This window comes from Nocardia africana NBRC 100379 (genome assembly GCF_001612635.1).
Lineage (GTDB): Bacteria > Actinomycetota > Actinomycetes > Mycobacteriales > Mycobacteriaceae > Nocardia > Nocardia africana.
The window spans coordinates 1-17117 of sequence record NZ_BDAV01000025.1 but is presented as its reverse complement, the minus strand read 5'-3'; the positions used below and the strand labels follow the sequence as shown (position 1 = coordinate 17117).

At 66.9% G+C, this 17117-nt stretch carries 18 protein-coding genes; 11 read left to right on the top strand and 7 right to left on the bottom strand.

Translation table 11 applies throughout. The features are described 5' to 3' along the window. Positions 1 to 44: 44 nt before the first annotated feature. Positions 45 to 881 (top strand): membrane protein insertase YidC, encoded by an 837-nt coding sequence (yidC, locus tag NA3_RS32645; RefSeq protein ID WP_062968325.1) that lies wholly within the window; start codon positions 45 to 47, stop codon positions 879 to 881. Here the strand turns inward: yidC and ctaD are convergent. Continuing rightward, positions 878 to 2623, bottom strand: coding sequence for an aa3-type cytochrome oxidase subunit I (ctaD, locus tag NA3_RS32640; RefSeq protein WP_084492066.1), 1746 nt, complete (start codon positions 2621 to 2623; stop codon positions 878 to 880). The genes yidC and ctaD overlap by 4 nt on opposite strands. Positions 2624 to 2962: 339 nt before the next feature. Between ctaD and NA3_RS32635 the strand changes: the two genes are divergently transcribed. Both NA3_RS32635 and NA3_RS32630 read left to right on the top strand, forming a co-directional pair. Beyond that, positions 2963 to 5524, top strand: a complete 2562-nt coding sequence (locus NA3_RS32635) for an ATP-dependent Clp protease ATP-binding subunit (protein ID WP_062968323.1) — start codon at positions 2963 to 2965, stop codon at positions 5522 to 5524. A 14-nt stretch (positions 5525 to 5538) separates the two neighbouring features. Beyond that, positions 5539 to 5949, top strand: a complete 411-nt coding sequence (locus NA3_RS32630) for a DUF1801 domain-containing protein (protein ID WP_218021932.1) — start codon at positions 5539 to 5541, stop codon at positions 5947 to 5949. 85 nt (positions 5950 to 6034) lie between these two features. On the opposite strand, the gene NA3_RS32625 is transcribed toward NA3_RS32630, so the two are convergent. Continuing rightward, positions 6035 to 6751 (bottom strand): TetR/AcrR family transcriptional regulator, encoded by a 717-nt coding sequence (locus NA3_RS32625; protein WP_062968321.1) that lies wholly within the window; start codon positions 6749 to 6751, stop codon positions 6035 to 6037. 113 nt (positions 6752 to 6864) lie between these two features. Between NA3_RS32625 and NA3_RS32620 the strand changes: the two genes are divergently transcribed. Both NA3_RS32620 and NA3_RS32615 read left to right on the top strand, forming a co-directional pair. Then, positions 6865 to 7635 carry an SDR family NAD(P)-dependent oxidoreductase gene (locus NA3_RS32620; protein ID WP_062968319.1) on the top strand — a complete coding sequence of 257 codons (771 nt, stop codon included), beginning with the start codon at positions 6865 to 6867 and terminating at the stop codon, positions 7633 to 7635. Positions 7636 to 7738: 103 nt separating this feature from the next. Further along, positions 7739 to 8221 (top strand): nuclear transport factor 2 family protein, encoded by a 483-nt coding sequence (locus NA3_RS32615; protein WP_062968416.1) that lies wholly within the window; start codon positions 7739 to 7741, stop codon positions 8219 to 8221. A gap of 13 nt (positions 8222 to 8234) precedes the next feature. Here NA3_RS32615 and NA3_RS32610 read toward each other — a convergent pair whose 3' ends face one another. Continuing rightward, complete coding sequence (locus NA3_RS32610; protein WP_227995362.1) at positions 8235 to 9302, bottom strand: AraC family transcriptional regulator; 1068 nt, start codon at positions 9300 to 9302, stop codon at positions 8235 to 8237. 9 nt (positions 9303 to 9311) lie between these two features. On the opposite strand from NA3_RS32610, the gene NA3_RS32605 reads away from it, so the two are divergent. Beyond that, positions 9312 to 10784 (top strand): flavin-containing monooxygenase, encoded by a 1473-nt coding sequence (locus NA3_RS32605; protein ID WP_062968317.1) that lies wholly within the window; start codon positions 9312 to 9314, stop codon positions 10782 to 10784. Between the two features lie 12 nt (positions 10785 to 10796). Here NA3_RS32605 and NA3_RS32600 read toward each other — a convergent pair whose 3' ends face one another. Continuing rightward, positions 10797 to 11219 carry a PPOX class F420-dependent oxidoreductase gene (locus NA3_RS32600; protein WP_036498760.1) on the bottom strand — a complete coding sequence of 141 codons (423 nt, stop codon included), beginning with the start codon at positions 11217 to 11219 and terminating at the stop codon, positions 10797 to 10799. A 149-nt stretch (positions 11220 to 11368) separates the two neighbouring features. Here NA3_RS32600 and NA3_RS32595 point away from each other — a divergent pair, with 149 nt between their 5' ends. Genes NA3_RS32595 through NA3_RS36415 form a run of 3 tightly spaced genes read left to right on the top strand, consistent with a single transcriptional unit; the run spans position 11369 to position 12972 of the window. After that, on the top strand, positions 11369 to 11854 hold the full coding sequence (locus tag NA3_RS32595; protein WP_062968315.1) for a methylated-DNA--[protein]-cysteine S-methyltransferase: 486 nt from the start codon (positions 11369 to 11371) through the stop codon (positions 11852 to 11854). Beyond that, the gene (locus NA3_RS32590) at positions 11844 to 12596 is read left to right on the top strand and encodes a 2OG-Fe(II) oxygenase (protein ID WP_084492065.1); all 753 of its coding nucleotides are present in this window, start codon (positions 11844 to 11846) and stop codon (positions 12594 to 12596) included. Before NA3_RS32595 ends, NA3_RS32590 begins: the two co-directional genes overlap by 11 nt. Further along, a complete protein-coding gene (locus NA3_RS36415; protein WP_084492064.1) occupies positions 12589 to 12972 on the top strand; it encodes an Ada metal-binding domain-containing protein in 384 nt (127 codons plus the stop codon). Before NA3_RS32590 ends, NA3_RS36415 begins: the two co-directional genes overlap by 8 nt. Here NA3_RS36415 and NA3_RS32585 read toward each other — a convergent pair. Next, positions 12883 to 13260, bottom strand: a complete 378-nt coding sequence (locus NA3_RS32585) for a hypothetical protein (RefSeq protein ID WP_062968313.1) — start codon at positions 13258 to 13260, stop codon at positions 12883 to 12885. The genes NA3_RS36415 and NA3_RS32585 overlap by 90 nt on opposite strands. A gap of 372 nt (positions 13261 to 13632) precedes the next feature. On the opposite strand from NA3_RS32585, the gene NA3_RS32580 reads away from it, so the two are divergent. Beyond that, positions 13633 to 14337, top strand: coding sequence for a VIT1/CCC1 transporter family protein (locus NA3_RS32580; RefSeq protein WP_062968311.1), 705 nt, complete (start codon positions 13633 to 13635; stop codon positions 14335 to 14337). Between the two features lie 25 nt (positions 14338 to 14362). Here NA3_RS32580 and NA3_RS37295 read toward each other — a convergent pair whose 3' ends face one another. Both NA3_RS37295 and NA3_RS32575 read right to left on the bottom strand, forming a co-directional pair. Continuing rightward, positions 14363 to 14536 carry a hypothetical protein gene (locus NA3_RS37295; RefSeq protein ID WP_156055668.1) on the bottom strand — a complete coding sequence of 58 codons (174 nt, stop codon included), beginning with the start codon at positions 14534 to 14536 and terminating at the stop codon, positions 14363 to 14365. 118 nt (positions 14537 to 14654) lie between these two features. Beyond that, positions 14655 to 15653, bottom strand: coding sequence for an acyl-ACP desaturase (locus tag NA3_RS32575; protein ID WP_062968309.1), 999 nt, complete (start codon positions 15651 to 15653; stop codon positions 14655 to 14657). 217 nt (positions 15654 to 15870) lie between these two features. Between NA3_RS32575 and NA3_RS32570 the strand changes: the two genes are divergently transcribed. Beyond that, a complete protein-coding gene (locus NA3_RS32570; protein WP_062968307.1) occupies positions 15871 to 17115 on the top strand; it encodes a KasA/KasB family beta-ketoacyl-ACP synthase in 1245 nt (414 codons plus the stop codon). Positions 17116 to 17117: the final 2 nt, after the last annotated feature.

Here is a 17117-nt window from a genome sequence, read left to right as displayed (position 1 = left end):
CTCGCCCGTACCTTCACGGGTGCCTCGAAGTGAGGTGATATCCCATGCTCGATTTCGTGTACTACCCGGTCGCCGCCGTTCTCTGGCTCTGGCACACCGGATTCGCCGTCCTCTTCGGCGCCGCGAGTGGCCTGTCCTGGGCTCTGGCGATCGTCATGCTGGTGGTGACCCTGCGCGCCGCCCTGTATCGGCCGTTCCTGGCTCAGGTCCGGTTCTCCCGCACCATGGCCGTGCTGCAACCGAAGATGCGGCAACTGCGCGCCGAATGCGGTGACGACCGCGAGCGATTGGCCGTCGAAACCCGGAAACTGCAGCAGCAGCACAACTTCAGTGTGCTCAGCGGCTGCCTGCCGGTGCTCGTGCAGCTGGTGATGTTCCTGGGACTGCTGCACGTGCTGCATTCCTTCGACCGCACCGGCGCGGTCTCGTACGTTCCGTTCCTCGGCAACACCACCACGATGACGGCGGCGCAGAACGCCGACACCGCGAATTACGTGTTCGCGCCGGAGCAGGTGCGCTCGTTCCTGCACGCCGAGCTGTTCGGCGCGCCGCTGTCGGCGACGCTGACCTCCACCGACTCCGTCGCGTCGGTGGCCGCCGTGGCGGTCCCGCTGGTGGTGATCGCGGCCGTCGCGACCCACTGCACCGCGCGGGCGTCGATCGCCCGCCAGCTCGAGACCACCCCGCAGACGCGGCTGATCAACGCGATGACGCTGTGGCTGTTTCCGCTGGGCACGCTGGTCGCCGGTCTGGTGATGCCGGTCGGCATCCTGGTCTACTTCGCGACCAGCAATACCTGGACCTTCGTGCAGCAGCATGTGGTCCATCGCCGGCTCGGCCCACTGGAACCCCTGCCGCCACCGTCGGTTCCGATGCTCTAGGCCCGTTCCTGTTCGGCCGCCGCGGTCTCGTGCACGTCCGCATGCGGTGCGCCCCAGCCGATGTGCGATTCCGCGCGCAGGCGATCGATCATGTGCGGATAGTGCAACTCGAATGCCGGTCGCTCCGAACGGATTCGGGGCAGTTCGTAGAAGTTGTGCCGCGGCGGCGGGCAGGTGGTCGCCCATTCCAGCGAGTTGCCGTACCCCCACGGGTCGTCGACGGTGACGACTTCCCCGTAGCGGTAGCTGCGGAACACGTTCCAGACGAAGGTGATCATCGAGAAGGCCAGGATGAACGAGCCGATGGTGGAGACGGTGTTGAGCGTGGTGAATCCGTCGGAGGGCAGATAGTCGGCGTAGCGGCGCGGCATGCCCTCGTTACCGAGCCAGTGCTGCACCAGGAAGGTGGTGTGGAAGCCGAGAAAGGTGGTCCAGAAGTGGATCTTGCCGAGCCGCTCGTCGAGTAGCCGGCCGGTCATTTTCGGGAACCAGAAATAGATGCCGCCGAAGGTCGCGAACACGATGGTGCCGAACAGCACGTAATGGAAGTGGGCCACGACGAAATACGTGTCGGTGACGTGGAAGTCCAGCGGCGGGCTGGCGAGAATGACGCCCGACAGGCCGCCGAACAGGAAGGTGACCAGGAATCCGAGCGCCCACAGCATCGGCGTTTCGAACGTCAGCTGCCCCTTCCACATGGTGCCGATCCAGTTGAAGAACTTCACACCGGTCGGGACGGCGATCATGAAGGTCATGAACGAGAAGTAGGGCAGTAGTACCGCTCCGGTGGCGAACATGTGGTGTGCCCACACCGCCACCGACAGCGCCCCGATGCTCATCGTGGCGTAGACCAGCGCGGTGTAGCCGAAGACCGGTTTGCGGCTGAACACCGGGAAGATCTCGGTGACGATGCCGAAGAACGGCAGCGCGATGATGTAGACCTCGGGATGGCCGAAGTACCAGAACAGGTGCTGATACAGCAGATTGCCACCGGTGGCGGGATCGTAGATGTGGCCGCCGAGATGACGGTCGAAGGCAAGCGCCATCAGCGCCGCGGTGAGAATCGGGAAGGCCAGCAGGACCAGCACGCTGGTGACCACGATGTTCCAGGTGAACAGCGGCATCCGGAACAGGGTCATCCCCGGCGCGCGCAGCACGACCACGGTGGTGAGCATATTGACCGCCCCGAGGATGGTGCCCAGACCGGAGACGGCCAGACCCAGAATCCACATATCGCAGCCCACGCCGGGGGAGTGCACCACATCCGACAGCGGCGTGTAGGCGGTCCAGCCGAAGTCCGCGGCGCCGCCGGGAGTGACGAATCCGGCGGTGGCGATCGAGGCGCCGAAGAGATAGAGCCAGTAGCTGAGCGCGTTGAGTCGCGGGAACGCCACATCGGGCGCGCCGATCTGCAACGGCAGGATGCAGTTGGCGAAGCCGAACACGATGGGCGTGGCATAGAACAGCAGCATCAGGGTGCCGTGCATGGTGAACAGCTGATTGAACTGCTCCGGAGACAGGAACTGCAGGCCCGGGCGGGCGAGCTCGGCCCGCATCAGCAGCGCCATCAGCCCACCGACGAGGAAGAACGCCATCGAACTGACGATGTACATCATGCCGAGCAGCTTCGGATCGGTCGTCGTGACGATCGTCCAGATCTGCGAACCCTTCGGGGCGATCCGCCGGGGATAAGGCCTTACGGCTTCGATCTCGGCGGCGCCGCGAGATGGTGCTGTAGTCACAGTTCCTCCTCGAGCCCAACCATCTTCGAGTGTGGCACCGCGGCAAGATCAACGTGCTCGAATCCCGCCGGGCATCCGTGTGCGATCGGTCGTGATCTTCGCTGGACGGGCCCCATGCTCCCATCGATACCCACTTCCCGGCAGTTGGATCGCCGGTAAGTCCACGCGAATCGCTGGGAAGTAACGGATGCGTCGGTGACGCCCACGGAAACGACGGCCGGGAGTACGGTGGGACCCGACCGTTTCGGAGTGGTTCTGAGGTGAGTGCGGCGACGTGGACCGTAGCTGTCCGTTCGCTCGCCGCTGCGACGACGAAATTCCGAGATACGAGGTGTGGACATGACCGCTGCCTGGCCCAGTTCGTTCAACTCCTTCGACGATCTGTTCAATCGCTTCTTCGGCCCCGGTATGGCCGCGCAGCCACCGGTACAGCGCATCGATCTGGGGCGGCTGCTCAGCGACAGCGCCAAGGAGCTGATCGCGATCGCCCGCTCGGCCGCACAGGACTGGGGTAATCCGGAGGTCACCGCCGAACATCTGCTCTATGCCGCCACTCAGGTGGAACCGTCGCGAGGGATCATCGGCCGGCTGGGCCGGGATCCGGACAAGGTCGCCGCGCAGATGCGCGGTGCGGCCGGCAGCGGAGAGGCCACAGCGACCGCGGCCGGCCAGGTGGTGCTCGGACCCGGCGCCAAACTGGCCCTGCGCACCGCCCAGCGCAACGCCGCCGAGGCGGGATCGAGCTACATCGGCCCGGAGCATATTCTGCTGGGCATCGCCGATAACCTGGAAAGCCCTGCCGCGCAGTCCCTTTCGGGCGCCAAACTGCCCGTCGCCGAGGGGCAGAAGAAGCCCACCGACACACCGACACTCGACGAATACGGCCGGGATCTGACCGCCGAGGCCCGCGCGGGCAAGGTCGACCCGGTCGTCGGCCGCGCCGAGGAGATCGAGCAGACCGTGGAAATCCTGTCCCGGCGGCGCAAGAACAATCCGGTGCTGATCGGTGATCCCGGTGTCGGCAAGACCGCGATCGTCGAGGGTCTGGCGCAGCGCATCGTCAACGGCGATGTGCCCAGCACCCTGGCCGACCGGCGGGTGGTGGCCCTCGATGTGGGCTCGCTGGTGGCGGGCAGCAAATATCGCGGCGAATTCGAGGAGCGGCTGACCAAGATTCTCGACGAGGTCCGCGAGCACTCCGACGAACTGGTGCTGTTCATCGACGAGTTGCACACGATCGTGGGCGCCGGCACCGGCGGCGAGGGTTCGATGGATGCGGGCAACCTGCTCAAGCCCGCGCTGGCCCGCGGTGAACTCCATGCCATCGGCGCCACCACCGTCGACGAATACCGGCGCTACATCGAAAAGGACGCCGCCCTGGAACGCCGCTTCCAGCCGGTGCTGGTCCCGGAACCGTCGGTCGCCGACACCATCGAAATCCTGCGCGGACTCGCCGACGTCTACGAAGAGCACCATCAGGTGCACTACGACGACGAGGCGCTGGTCGCCGCGGCGGAGCTCTCCGATCGCTACATCACCGACCGGTTCATGCCCGACAAGGCGATCGACCTGGTCGACCAGGCCGGCGCCCGGGTCCGGTTGCGCACCCGCATGCCGGGCCCGGATCTGCGTGCGGCACAGGAGGAATTGTCGCGCCTGGAACGGGAGAAGGATGCCGCCGTCGCGGGCGAGGACTACGCCCGCGCGGACGAACTCAAGGGCGAGATCTCCGCCGCCGAGGAGCGGGTCGGCCACATCACCGCCGAGGAGGCGCCGACGGTCACTCTCGACGATATCGCCGAGGTGGTGTCCAAGCAGACCGGAATTCCGGTGTCGGAGTTGACCGTCGAGGAACGACAGCGCCTGCTGCAGCTGGAGGACGTGCTGCACAAGCGGGTGATCGGGCAGGAGGAGGCGATCGTGGCCGTCGCCGAGGCAGTGCGCCGCGCCCGCGCCGGGATGAAGGATCCGAACCGCCCGATCGGCTCGTTCCTGTTCCTCGGCCCGACCGGTGTCGGCAAGACGGAATTGGCGAAAGCACTGGCGGAGGCGGTATTCGGTGACGAGGACCGGCTGATCCGATTCGATATGAGCGAATTCCAGGAGAAGCACACGGTGTCCCGGCTGGTCGGCGCACCGCCCGGATATGTGGGCTACGAGGATGCCGCACAGCTCACCGACAAGGTTCGCCGCCAGCCGTATTCGGTGATCCTGTTCGACGAGGTGGAGAAGGCGCATCCGGACGTGTTCAATGTGCTGCTGCAGTTGCTCGATGACGGCCGCGTCACCGACGCCAAGGGCCGCACGGTCGATTTCAAGAACACCATCGTCATCATGACCAGCAATATCGGTTCGGATCTGATTCTGAAGGCCACCTCGGCGGAGCTCGATGCCATCACCCCGCGCCTGATGGAGCGGCTGCAACAGCATTTCCGGCCGGAATTCCTCAACCGCATCGACGAGACCATCGTGTTCCACCGGCTCGACCAGGAGCAGTTGCGCCGCATCGTAGATCTGGTTCTGGACGGCCCCCGGCGCCGCCTGCGCGCTCAGGACATCGAACTCGACGTCACCGACGCGGCACGGGATTGGTTGTCCGAGAACGGGTATCAGCCCGAGTTCGGCGCTCGTCCGCTACGGCGGATGGTGCAGAAGCAGCTGGAGAATCAGGTGTCCCGGCTGGTGCTCGGCGGCGAGCTGAACCCGGGCGACACCGTGCGCGTGGATGCCGACGAGTCCGGGCTGATCGTCGCCGCGGTGACCGGATCCGGGGCCGAACGCTCGCTCGACACCGCCGTGAACGGCCAGAAGCCGAAGGGCAAGAAGGCGAACGGCAAGACCGAGGCCAAGTCGGAGGCCAAGTCCGAGAAGAAGTCCGGCGCGAAATCCGGGAAGAGCTGATCGGGGAGAGGCCGGTGGTGAGCTACGTCGCCGACCCGCGCGTCGACGCCTACATCGACGCGCTCCCGGCCTGGCAGCGCGACATCTGCCGCGAGGTGCGCGAACTCGTCCACGCTGCCGACCCGGACGTGGCCGAAACCGTAAAGCGCAGGGTACGACCGTATTTCGTCCTCGACGGCAACATCTGCGCACTGCTCGCCACGAAGACGCACGTCGACGTCTTCCTCTACGACGGTGCGATCGTGCCCGACCCGGAGGGCATCATCACCGGCGGCCACGACAACACGACAGCACGTACCGTGGCGATTCACGAGGGTGAGAGGGTCAACGCCCCCGCGCTGTCGGCGATGCTGCGGCAGATCATCGCGAACAATCGGGCAGGCGGTTGGCGCAAGCTGAAACAGGATGGGACACAGGCGAATTGACAGGGTGCACTCCGGCCGACGGGCAGTGCTGCCAATTCCCGGTGTTCATGGATCCATCACGCGGCGTTCGGCGTAGGTCCGCGCGTCAGCCCGCCGCCGTCGTGCCCGGGGGTGTGTGCCCATAGAAGCCTGCGGTGAGTTCGCGCATACATCTGACCACGAGGGGAGCCGGCCCGGCCGATCGCGTACCGGTGCCCGTTGCGGCCGAAGGGATGTCGCCGGATCCGCTCGTGTGCGCCGGGCCGTCGTCGTCGGCCCATTGCTCGAGTCCGATCCGGATGGCGCCGGCGGCGGCCGCGGCCAGGGTGCGCAGGCGCAGCGGATCGGTGTCCGGGGACAGTTTCGTCAGCAGTTCCAGCAGGGCGTGCTCACCGGTGAGGTTGACCCGGAACCAGACCGCGCGCAGAGCCGGATCGTCGGCCATCGCGCGCAACAGACCGCGGGTGATGTCGAGTTCGTCGAGGTCCACCACGTTCAGCGCCCGGATCGCGGCGGTCTCCAACTCCGCGATGGTAGGCAACCGGTCCGGTCCGTCACCGAGGATGTCCAGCCACCGAGACGCACCCGCCGACAGCATCGGTTCCACGGCATCCTCTTTGGTACGGCAATAGCGATAGAAGGTGCGCAGGCCGACGCCGGAGGCCGCGGCGATCTGCTCGGCGGTGACCGCCGCGGTGCCACGCTCGGCGAACATGCGGGCGGCGGTGTGGGCGATCTCCATCCGGGTCGCCGACTTGCGTCGCTGGGCCAGGTTCGGGCGCGGCGATGCGGTGGCGGACGGGCCGGTTCTCGACTCGGGCATGAGTCACCTCCTGTGCGCACATTCTAAGCGTGAATTGTCAGTCTGGCACAACGTGCCACTGAGGCGTACTGTGTCAATCGAACGAGAAAATCGCAGTTGAGGAGAGTTTCGCAATGGAGCGTTTCGCAGACCGCCGGGTTCTGATCACCGGCGCCGGATCCGGTATCGGCCGCGCCACCGTGCATCGCATCCTGTCCGAGGGCGGCACCGTCGTAGCCGCCGACGTCAACGAGGCGGGGCTGGCCGAAACCGCGAAGCAGGCCGCCGAGCAGGGCAGCGCCGACCGGCTGACCACCGTCACGATCGACATCTCCGACGAATCCTCGGTGCAGGCCGGGGTCGCCAAGGCCGTGGAAACCCTGGGCGGGCTGGACGCGCTGGTCAACGCGGCCGGCATTCTCCGCTCGGCGCACACCCACGAGATGCCGCTGGCCGACTGGAACCGCATCATCACCACCAACCTCACCGGCACCTTCCTGATGATCCGCGAAGCGCTGCCGGCGCTGCTGGACAGCGGTCGCGGCGTCATCGTGAACTTCGCGTCCACCTCCACCTACTTCGCGCACCCGTACATGGCCGCCTATGCCGCGTCGAAGGGCGGCATCATGTCGATGACCCATGCGCTGGCCTCGGAGTACTCCAAGCAGAACCTGCGCGCGGTGGCCGTGGCGCCCGGCTCGATCTCGAGCGATATGACCGACGGGCGTGGCCCGGGCCTGCCCGAGGACGCCGATTTCACGCTGTTCACCAAGCTCATGCCGATGCTCGGCCAAGGTTTCGCCTCGCCCGATACGGTCGCCGGCGTGGTGGCCATGCTCGCCTCCGACGACGGCGCCTTCATCACCGGCACCGAGGTGCGCATCGACGGCGGTACCCACGCCTGATCCGCCGCATCGGTCCGGGCGGTCCCGGTGAACGGGAAAGCCCGGACCGAAACAGAAACCTGTTCTATTGTGCTGGCGGGGCCGATACCAGGAGGTGACCGCGATGGATCTGGTTGCGTTGGAAGAGATTCGTGCGTTGAAATACCGCTATCTGCGGACGCTGGATCTGCGGGAGTGGGACGAGTTCGCCGACACCCTCGCCGCGGACGCGGTGGCCGATTACGGCTCGCCCTCGGGCGGTAAGCCGCTGCAGTTCGAGGGGCGCGACGCCATCGTCGGGTACCTCAGCGGCGCGATGACCGGCACCATGATCACCTCGCACGTGTGCAGTCATCCCGAGATCGCGGTGGACGGGGATTCCGCCTCCGGGAGTTGGTGCCTGGAGGATACGGTCATCGTTCCCGAGCACGGGATCATGATTCGCGGCGCCGCGTACTACCACGACACCTATCGTCGTGAATCCGACGGCCGCTGGCGCATCACGAAAACCGGCTATCAGCGCAACTACGAGGCGATGATTCCGCTCTCCTCGATCCAGGGGTTCACCATCACCGCCAGCCGCTGGGACGCCGGCGTCACGCACTGAGCCGACCGGCCACTCACGCGCGGGCGGTGCGCCGGATCGCGGTGGGAGTGCTGTCCCACCAGCGGCGCGCGCACCGGGTCAGGGTGGCCTGTTCCGCGAGGCCGAGCAGTGAGGCGATCTGGCTCATCGGCAGATCCGTCGTGGTCAGGTAGCGTCGCGCCTCACTGCGTCGCACGTCGTCGACGATGGCCGCGAAGGTGGTGTGCTCGGCCGCCAGGCGGCGCTGCAGGGTGCGCGGATGGATCGTCAACAGTCGTGCCACCGAATCGATCTGCGGTGCGGTGGTACCCAGCAACTGTTGCACGGCGGCCCGCACCCCCGGCACCGTGGAGGCGCCGGTGTCGCCGGCCTGTTCGGCCAGGAATGCCACCGCCAGCCGGCGCAGATTCGCATCGCCACCCGCGATCGCCCGGCTGGTGAGGTTGCTCGGCAGCCGCAGCATGGCCGCCGGTCGCTCGAAGCGCACCGGAACGCCGAAGAAATTCTCGTAGGCCGCGCGCGGGCCCGGCGGGCGGTACGGCAGCTCCACCGAGCGCAGGCCGTAGGGGCCGTCCACCAGCCGGATCAGCGTGCGATGCAGAAATCCCAGGCCGAGGTCGGTGCCCTGGACGGGTTGGGGAAACCCCGGTTCGACGCCGTAGCGCAGGGCCGTCACACCGCGGTCGCCGTAGGGGTCCGGTTCGATGGTCAGACTCAGCGAGCGCGCGTGCACGAACAGGTAGCGCGAAGTGCACTCCAGTGCGTCGGCCAGGGTCGGGGAGCTGCGGATGGCCAGCGCGAGCGGTCCCAGCATGCCGAGGTCCTGCCGCGCGGCGATCCGCAGGCCAAGATCGGGACACCGCAGCCGATCGGCGGCGATCTCCAGCACCAACGCCATCGCCTCGTCGGACACCAGCAGATCGTCGGCGTCCAGGGCGGCGATCGGGTAACCGGCGGCTGCCGCGTATTCCTCCGCATTGCCCCCGAGTTCGGCCACGGTCGCGCGGAAACCGCGCAAACCGGCCGAGCGGATCACCGACATGTCGTCCAGAATCAAATACTTGTCGTACAAAGTCAAGAATGCCGCGCGGGGAACCAGCACACTGGAACCATGACCGCAGCTGGTGAATATGTCGACGTCGTCATCGTGGGCGCTGGTCTGTCCGGAATCGGCGCCGGTTATCGCGTGCAGACGGAACTGCCCGGAAAGTCCTATGCGATTCTCGAGGCGCGCGAGACGTTGGGCGGCACCTGGGACCTGTTCCGGTACCCCGGTATCCGCTCGGATTCGGATATGTTCACCCTCGGCTACCCGTTCGAGCCGTGGCGCGATGCCAAATCGATCGCCGACGGTCCCTCGATTCTGCGCTACATCACCGAGACGGCCCGCCGCCACGGGATCGACAAGCATATTCGTTACGGCACGAAAGTCGTTGCGGCACAATGGTCCAGCGCCGACTCGCGCTGGACGCTGACCCTGCGGCAGGGCGATGCGGAGCGCACACTGAGCTGCCGCTTCCTCTACTCGTGCGCCGGCTACTACGACTACGACCAGGGGCACGCACCCGACTTCCCCGGCGTGGAGACATTTTCCGGCACCATGGTGCATCCGCAGTTCTGGCCGGAGGATCTCGACTACGCCGGCAAGAAGGTCGTGGTCATCGGCAGCGGGGCCACCGCCGTGACGCTGGTTCCGGCGATGGCCGAGGAGGCCGAGCTGGTGACCATGCTGCAGCGGTCACCGACCTGGATCTCCGCGGTGCCGGGCCGCGACAAGCAGGCCGACAAGATTCGGGAACTGCTCCCGGCGGGCCTGGCGCACCGGGTGATCCGCACGAAGAACATCCTGTTCAACGTCGGCTTCTACCAGTACTGCCGGCGTCGTCCGCAGGCCGCGCGCAAGCTGCTCACCGGGCTGACCACTCGCATTCTCAAGGACGAGAAGCTGGTCGCCGAACACTTCACCCCGGAGTACAACCCGTGGGATCAGCGCCTGTGCGCGGTGCCGGACGCCGACTTCTTCAAGGCGATGCGCAAGGGTAAGGCCGAGGTGGTCACCGATCACATCGACACCTTCGTGCCCGAGGGAATCCGGCTGAAGTCCGGCCGGGTATTGCCCGCCGACATCGTCATCTCGGCGACCGGTCTGAAACTGCTCGCCTTCGGTGGTATCACGCTGGAGGTCGACGGTGAGCCGGTGAACCTGTCCGACCGCTTCGTCTGGCAGGGCACGATGCTCACCGGCGTCCCGAACTTCGCGGTCTGCATCGGCTACACCAACGCCTCCTGGACGTTGCGCGCCGACCTGACCTCACGGCTGGTGTGCAAGGTGATCGCCCATATGGACCGGCGCGGCTACGAGGCGGTGGTGCCGCAGCCGCAGGCCGAGCTCACCGAACATCCGCTGCTCGACCTCGCCTCCGGCTATATCCAGCGGTCCATCGGCGATTTCCCGCGGCAGGGCGATCGGCATCCGTGGAAGGTGCGCCAGAACTACCTGCTGGATTCGGCCACGACGATGCGCACGAATCTGGACAAGACCCTGCAGCCGGTCCGGCGCACGGCGGTGCTGTCGAACGCCTGAACGCCGATCCGTTCAGTTCGTCCAGGGACCGATCCCGCCGATCCGGTCGATCCGGATGCGGGTCAGCAGGCCCGGCGGTGCGTCGGCGGGTGGGAATTTCGATGTGGGCGAGGACAATACCGCGGCCAATTCCCGCAACAACTCCGGTGCCCCGCCCTCGACGATGCGCGCGGTGCCGGTGACCGACAGATACGGCCGCATGAACTCGCTCGGCTGATCCGAGACGATGGTCAACGCCACCCGCGGATCGCGGCGCACGTTGCGCACCTTCAGATATTCGCCGAGGTGTGCGCTGACCAGCTCGTCGCCCTCGGGTGTCGACTGCAACGCCACCCAGACGACGGAGACCTGCGGGCTGCCGTCGGCATTCAGGGTGACCAGGGTCGCGTTGGCGCCGGCGCCGACGAATTCGCGCGCGGAATCGGGAAGTCGCATATCCGGTCCGACGCCTGTGCGAATCGATTCATTCCCGCGGTGCGCGCACCCGGCGCCCGGCGGGATGCGATGTCTGATTTCCGCCGGTATTCGATCCGGAGCTCCGGCAGATTGGGGAGCGTACGGATCGCATACCGAAAGGATCAGCAATGACGGTCTACACGACGACGGCCAGTCCGCTCGGTGAGCTGATGCTCGTCGGCGAGGTGCGCCCGGGTGGTGTCGCCCTCACCGCTCTGTCCATCGCGGGCGGGAAAGATATTGTAGCGCAATCGGATTGGATCGAGGAACGCGCGCCGTTCGAATCGGTCACCGCCCAGCTCGACAGCTACTTCGCCGGACGGCGCACCCGCTTCGAACTCGACTACGCGGTCGAGGGCAGCGAATTCCGGCGGCGGGTGTGGCAGGCGCTCGACGACATCCCGTACGGCCGCACGGTGACCTACGGCGACATCGCCGCCCGGGTCGGTGCGCCGCGGGCAGCGGTGCGGGCCGTCGGCGCCGCGATCGGCGCCAATCCGGTTCTGATCGTGCGGCCGTGCCATCGGGTGATCGGTGCGAACGGCCGCCTGACCGGCTACGCGGGCGGCCTCGACCGCAAGCGCCAACTGCTGGAGCTCGAACATGCCGCGTGAAAACGGTCCGGGAGCGACCGGATCGGGGCCTGCCGCGCCGTCGTTCGGCGCTCGGGTGGATGCGCAGGACTGGACGCGGATCGCGGACGACCTCGACGAGCACGGGTACGCGCTCAGCGGCTGCCTGCTGAGCGCGGACGAGTGCCACTCGCTCGCGGCACTCTACGTCGAGGACGACCGGTTCCGCTCCACCATCGAGATGTCGCGCCACCGCTTCGGGTCCGGCGAATATCGCTACTTCACCCACGATCTGCCTCCGGTGGTCTCCGAGTTGCGCGCCGCGCTGTATCCGAAACTGCTGCCCATCGCGCGGATGTGGGCGCAACGACTGGGCCGCCCCGGCTCGTGGCCGGATGGCCTGGACGACTGGATCTCCCAGTGCCACCGGGCCGGTCAGAACCGCGCGGCGCAGATCCTGCTGCGCTACGGCCCGGGCGACTGGAATGCGCTACATCGAGACCTGTTCGGGGACATGATCTTTCCACTGCAGGTGGTGATCGGACTGGATGCCGCCGGCTCGGACTACACCGGCGGTGAATTCCTGATGGTCGAACAGCGTCCGCGCACCCAATCCCGCGGCGCGGCAGTCACTCTGCCGCAGGGGCACGGGCTGGTCTTCACCACCCGCGAGCGCCCGGTGCGGTCCACCCGCGGCTGGTCGGCCGCGCCCGTGCGCCACGGAGTGAGCGTGGTGCGCAGCGGGCGCCGCCACACCCTCGGCCTGGTTTTCCACGATGCGTGACGGTGCTGTCGATGGTGATGAGGACGGTGCTCCGGAGCGGTATTACGTGTTGCTCGACTCCGACGCCGTGCCGTACCGCAGCCCGACCGCGGGAACGGTCGGAGGCCATCGCCGTCAGCGCATCTACGGGCGGCTCGACTGCCCGGCGGCCCTGCGCGCACTGCGCCTCGGCAACTACGCCGCATACCGGGTGTTCTTCGCCGACGAGGCCACCGCCGTCGCCGCCGGATACCGGCCGTGCGCACGATGTCTGCCGGAGGCGTATCGGCGCTGGAAGTCCGAGCGCTCAGAGGCTGCGCTGCCGCCGCCGGATCGGCGGCCGCGGCGGACCGATGTGCCGGTGCACCAATTGCAGGGCGGCCAGCAGGATGAGTGAGAATCCGGTGGACAGGTAGTCCCCGGTCAGCACGCCCAGGACGGCGAGGCCGCCGAAGACGGGTAGTTCCAGCCAGGAGCACCAGGCCAGTAGCCGTAGCCGGGAGGCATGGGAATCGAGCCAGGCCAGGCCGTCGTCGACGATGTCGGCGGCCGTGTCGAACTCGACCAACCCGTCCCCGACCTGCACGAACCGATGTACCGCCTGCTCGCGACTGATCCGCCCCAGCCACACCTCGTCGATGAGCCGCTTACCTTCGACCGCAACTTCCGTGACGACCGCGTCCATTCTGCGCCAGTCCCTTTCCAGTTGGTCTCGCAAAGTGTAAGCGCCGAGAGCCGCAATCACCCCGCAATCCGGCCCTCCCATCGCTGGGTGGCGCCGCACCGCCCCGCCGGGCCCGTCCGCGCCCCGGGCGATCGACGAGAATCGGACAGCGCCGCGGCCCGTGGGCTCCCTCCGGGAGGTGCCGCCGAAAGGCTTGGTGACGAACGCGATTCGATACCGGACGCAATCATCTGATGAGCATTCCCGCTTTTCGAAATAAGGTTTGGGATACCTTCCTGTGCAATGGTTTACCTAAATTCGGGAAGCCTTTCTTTGCTGGCGGGGAAATTGCGGCCGGGTTATTTTGGTCCGGTGCAAGCGGATACGGCGGTAATGGAGAGTGCGGTCCGGCCGGAAACTCACGGGCCGGGTTTGTCGGTACGACTGAATTGGCTGCGGGCCGGCGTGCTGGGTGCCAACGACGGAATCGTCTCCGTCGCAGGGATTGTCGTCGGTGTGGCGGCGGCCACCACGTCGACGTCGGCGATCGTCACCGCGGGCGTCGCGGGACTCGCGGCGGGCGCGGTCTCGATGGCGCTGGGGGAGTATGTGTCGGTGAGCACACAGCGCGACAGCGAGCGTGCGGTGCTGGCCGTGGAACGGCGCGAGCTCGCCGAGGACCCGGCGGGTGAACTCGCCGAGCTGGCCGCCATCTACGAGGGCAAGGGCCTGACGCCGGCCACCGCGTGGAAGGTCGCCGAGGAGTTGACGGCCAAGGACGCGTTCGCCGCCCATGCCGAGGCCGAATTGGGAATCGACCCGGACGAACTGACCAACCCCTGGCATGCCGCGCTGTCGTCGGCGTCGGCGTTCACCGTCGGGGCTCTGCTGCCGCTGCTGGCGATGCTGGTACCGGCGGCGATCCGGATTCCCGTCACCGCGGCGGCGGTTCTGGTCGCACTGGCCGTGACCGGCGCCGTCGGTGCCCGGCTGGGGCAGGCGCCGGTGCTGCGCGCGACGATTCGCGTGCTGGCGGGCGGTGCGCTGGCGATGGCGACGACCTATGTGGTCGGCCATCTGGTCGGTATCGCGGTCTAGCGGGCGGTCGGGGCGGCAGGCGAAATCAGCGGTTCCGGAACCGGTTTCCCACGCGCAGCCGGTCCATGACCGCGCGCATCTTGGCTTGCCGGTGCGGATCGCCGATCCGGAATTCGACGTGCACGACGGGATGGGATGCGTCGATCAGCGCCACGGTTTCGCGGTCCGTGGAGTGAGCAGCGCGGGGTGAAGCGGTCATAACGTCCAGTGTGCACCCGCGGCTATTTTCTGGCAATGTGTTCTGCCGCTCTGTCGCTTTCGAAACCCAATCGAAATGCTCGGGGATGCAGTCGCTTACACCGCCGCGCCACGGCCGCTCACGGCCGGGAGCCGACCAGCTCCCGTTTGCGGGCCTCCCGCGCCAGCGCCCGGTCCCGCTGTTCTTCGAAACGCGCACAATCGTTTCGCAGTTTCTCCAGGAATTCTCCGAGGGTATTGCGCGCCCGGTCGCCGCGTGCGGTGAAGTCGTTGCGATCGAACACATTCCACTTGCGCAACACCGGCATCACCACTTCCTCCAGATGCTGGCGCAGATCGTAGATTCCATGCTTTGCCATCAGCACGCCGTTGCGCCGCCAATCCGGCATTCCGGCGCCCGGCATCCGGAAATTGCACACGATATCGGTAATCGCCTCCAGCGCCTGGTCGGGCGCCAGATCCAAAGCTGCCGCGCACATATTGCGGTAGAAGATCATGTGCAGGTTCTCGTCCGTGGAGATGCGGGCCAGCATGCGGTCGGCGACCGGATCGTCACAGACCTTCCCGGTGTTGCGGTGGGAGACCCGGGTGGCCAGTTCCTGGAAGGTCACATAGGCGACCGTGTGCAGGAATCCGGTGTCGGCCAGGTCCACCACGCTGGCCTTGTCGCTCTCGCGCACCAGTTTCATCGCGTCGTAGCCGGTGGTCATATGGACCATGCGGGCTCGTTCCAGGGCCACCGGGTCGACCGCGCGGGTGACGACCAGATAGTCGCGAATCACGATGCCGTGCCGGTTCTCCTCGGCCGTCCAGCGCCCGACCCAGGTCCCCCAGGCGCCGTCGGCGGAGAAGTTCTCGGCGATCTCGCGATGGTAGGACGGCAGATTGTCCTCGGTGAGCAGATTCGTGACCATCGCGGCGCGGGCTACCTCGCTCAGCCGTGACTGGGCGGGGTCCCAATCGGTTCCGCCGAGAGCGGCGAAATTGCGTCCCGCATCCCACGGGACGTAGTCGTGCGGATGCCACGTCTTCGCCATCGACAGATGCCGATGCACGTTGCTCTCCGCCACGGGCTCGAGTTCCAGCAGCAACTCGAGTTGGGTGAGATTCCTGACCACGGTGTTGCCCTTCCTCGTTGTGGATCGCCGTGCGACGCTGCGGGAAGAAACCGGTACAGTGCAGTCACGACCGGGTTGCCGGGTGGCACTCAGGGCTCCGCCGGTCGTGTTCGCCTCGCTAATGTAGCCGCTCCACCGCCACCGTTGTCGCTCCAGCTTGTATTCGCCGCAGTGTTGCCCCTGTTCCGCAGTGTTGCCTGTCGAAAGTGAGCCGAGAATGACGGTTTCCAGCCGTATGCGCTACCGCGATGTCGTCGTCACCAGCCTGGCCGCGACGACGTCCATCGCCGGTGATGTCGACTCCACGTGGAAGGGACTGTTGAACGGTGAGAGCGGAATCGACGTACTCGACGACGGTTTCATCGACCAGTTCGAACTTCCGGTCCGCATCGGCGGTCACCTCAAGGTCGTTCCGTCCACCGTCTTGAGCCGTGAGGAGACCCGCCGGCTGTCCTATGTCGAGCAGATGGCGCTGGTGCTGGGACGCGAGGTGTGGCGCAACGCCGGTGCGCCCGAGGTCGATCCGGAGCGGCTCGGCGTCTCCATCGGCACCGGGCTCGGTGGTGCGGAGGCGCTCATCGACGTCAAGGACAAGATGGCCAACGGCGGATATCGCCGGGTCAGCCCGCTCGCGGTGCAGATGATCATGCCCAACGGCGCGGCGGCGGTGGTCGGGCTGGAATTGGGCGCCAAAGCCGGTATCGCGACTCCCGTTTCGGCGTGTTCCTCGGGGTCGGAGGCCATCGCCAACGCGTGGAAGATGATCGTGATGGGCGATGCCGATGTGGTCGTGACCGGCGGTGTGGAGGGATCGATCCAGGCCGTGCCGATCGCCGCGTTCACCATGATGCGCGCGATGAGTACGCGCAACGACGACCCGAAACGCGCCTCGCGCCCGTTCGACACCGATCGCGACGGATTCGTCTTCGGTGAGGCCGGCGCGATGATGGTGCTCGAATCCGAGGAACACGCCCGCGCGCGGGGCGCCACCGTGCATGCCCGGCTGCTCGGCGCCGGTCTGACCTCCGACGGCTTCCACCTGGTGGCGCCGGATCCTGAGGGCATGGGCGCGGCGCGAGCCATCACCCGCGCGCTGCAGACCGCCGGATTGTCGAAAACCGATGTGGCACATGTGAACGCGCACGCCACCGCCACCCCGATCGGCGATACCGCGGAGGCGCGTGCCATCGCCGCGGCGGTCGGCAGTCACGCCTCGGTCTACGCGCCGAAATCGGCGCTGGGACATTCCATCGGCGCCGTCGGCGCATTGGAATCGGTGCTCACGGTGCTGTCGATTCGTGACAGCATCATCCCGCCCACGCTCAACCTGGACAACCAGGATCCGGATGTCGATCTGGACATCGTCAAGGGCCAGGCCCGGCCGGGCCGGATCGACTACGCGGTCAACAATTCCTTCGGATTCGGCGGCCACAACGTGTCGTTGTCGTTCGGTCGGTATTGAGC

What these genes read in the sequence shown, in the direction of transcription:
- yidC (WP_062968325.1), top strand. Translation starts at nt 45, where the DNA reads ATGCTCGATTTCGTGTACTACCCGGTCGCCGCCGTTCTCTGGCTCTGG.
- NA3_RS32635 (WP_062968323.1), top strand. Translation starts at nt 2,963, where the DNA reads ATGACCGCTGCCTGGCCCAGTTCGTTCAACTCCTTCGACGATCTGTTC.
- NA3_RS32625 (WP_062968321.1), bottom strand. Translation starts at nt 6,751, where the DNA reads ATGCCCGAGTCGAGAACCGGCCCGTCCGCCACCGCATCGCCGCGCCCG.
- NA3_RS32620 (WP_062968319.1), top strand. Translation starts at nt 6,865, where the DNA reads ATGGAGCGTTTCGCAGACCGCCGGGTTCTGATCACCGGCGCCGGATCC.
- NA3_RS32615 (WP_062968416.1), top strand. Translation starts at nt 7,739, where the DNA reads ATGGATCTGGTTGCGTTGGAAGAGATTCGTGCGTTGAAATACCGCTAT.
- NA3_RS32605 (WP_062968317.1), top strand. Translation starts at nt 9,312, where the DNA reads ATGACCGCAGCTGGTGAATATGTCGACGTCGTCATCGTGGGCGCTGGT.
- NA3_RS32600 (WP_036498760.1), bottom strand. Translation starts at nt 11,219, where the DNA reads ATGCGACTTCCCGATTCCGCGCGCGAATTCGTCGGCGCCGGCGCCAAC.
- NA3_RS32595 (WP_062968315.1), top strand. Translation starts at nt 11,369, where the DNA reads ATGACGGTCTACACGACGACGGCCAGTCCGCTCGGTGAGCTGATGCTC.
- NA3_RS32590 (WP_084492065.1), top strand. Translation starts at nt 11,844, where the DNA reads ATGCCGCGTGAAAACGGTCCGGGAGCGACCGGATCGGGGCCTGCCGCG.
- NA3_RS36415 (WP_084492064.1), top strand. Translation starts at nt 12,589, where the DNA reads ATGCGTGACGGTGCTGTCGATGGTGATGAGGACGGTGCTCCGGAGCGG.
- NA3_RS32585 (WP_062968313.1), bottom strand. Translation starts at nt 13,260, where the DNA reads ATGGACGCGGTCGTCACGGAAGTTGCGGTCGAAGGTAAGCGGCTCATC.
- NA3_RS32580 (WP_062968311.1), top strand. Translation starts at nt 13,633, where the DNA reads ATGGAGAGTGCGGTCCGGCCGGAAACTCACGGGCCGGGTTTGTCGGTA.
- NA3_RS37295 (WP_156055668.1), bottom strand. Translation starts at nt 14,536, where the DNA reads ATGACCGCTTCACCCCGCGCTGCTCACTCCACGGACCGCGAAACCGTG.
- NA3_RS32570 (WP_062968307.1), top strand. Translation starts at nt 15,871, where the DNA reads ATGACGGTTTCCAGCCGTATGCGCTACCGCGATGTCGTCGTCACCAGC.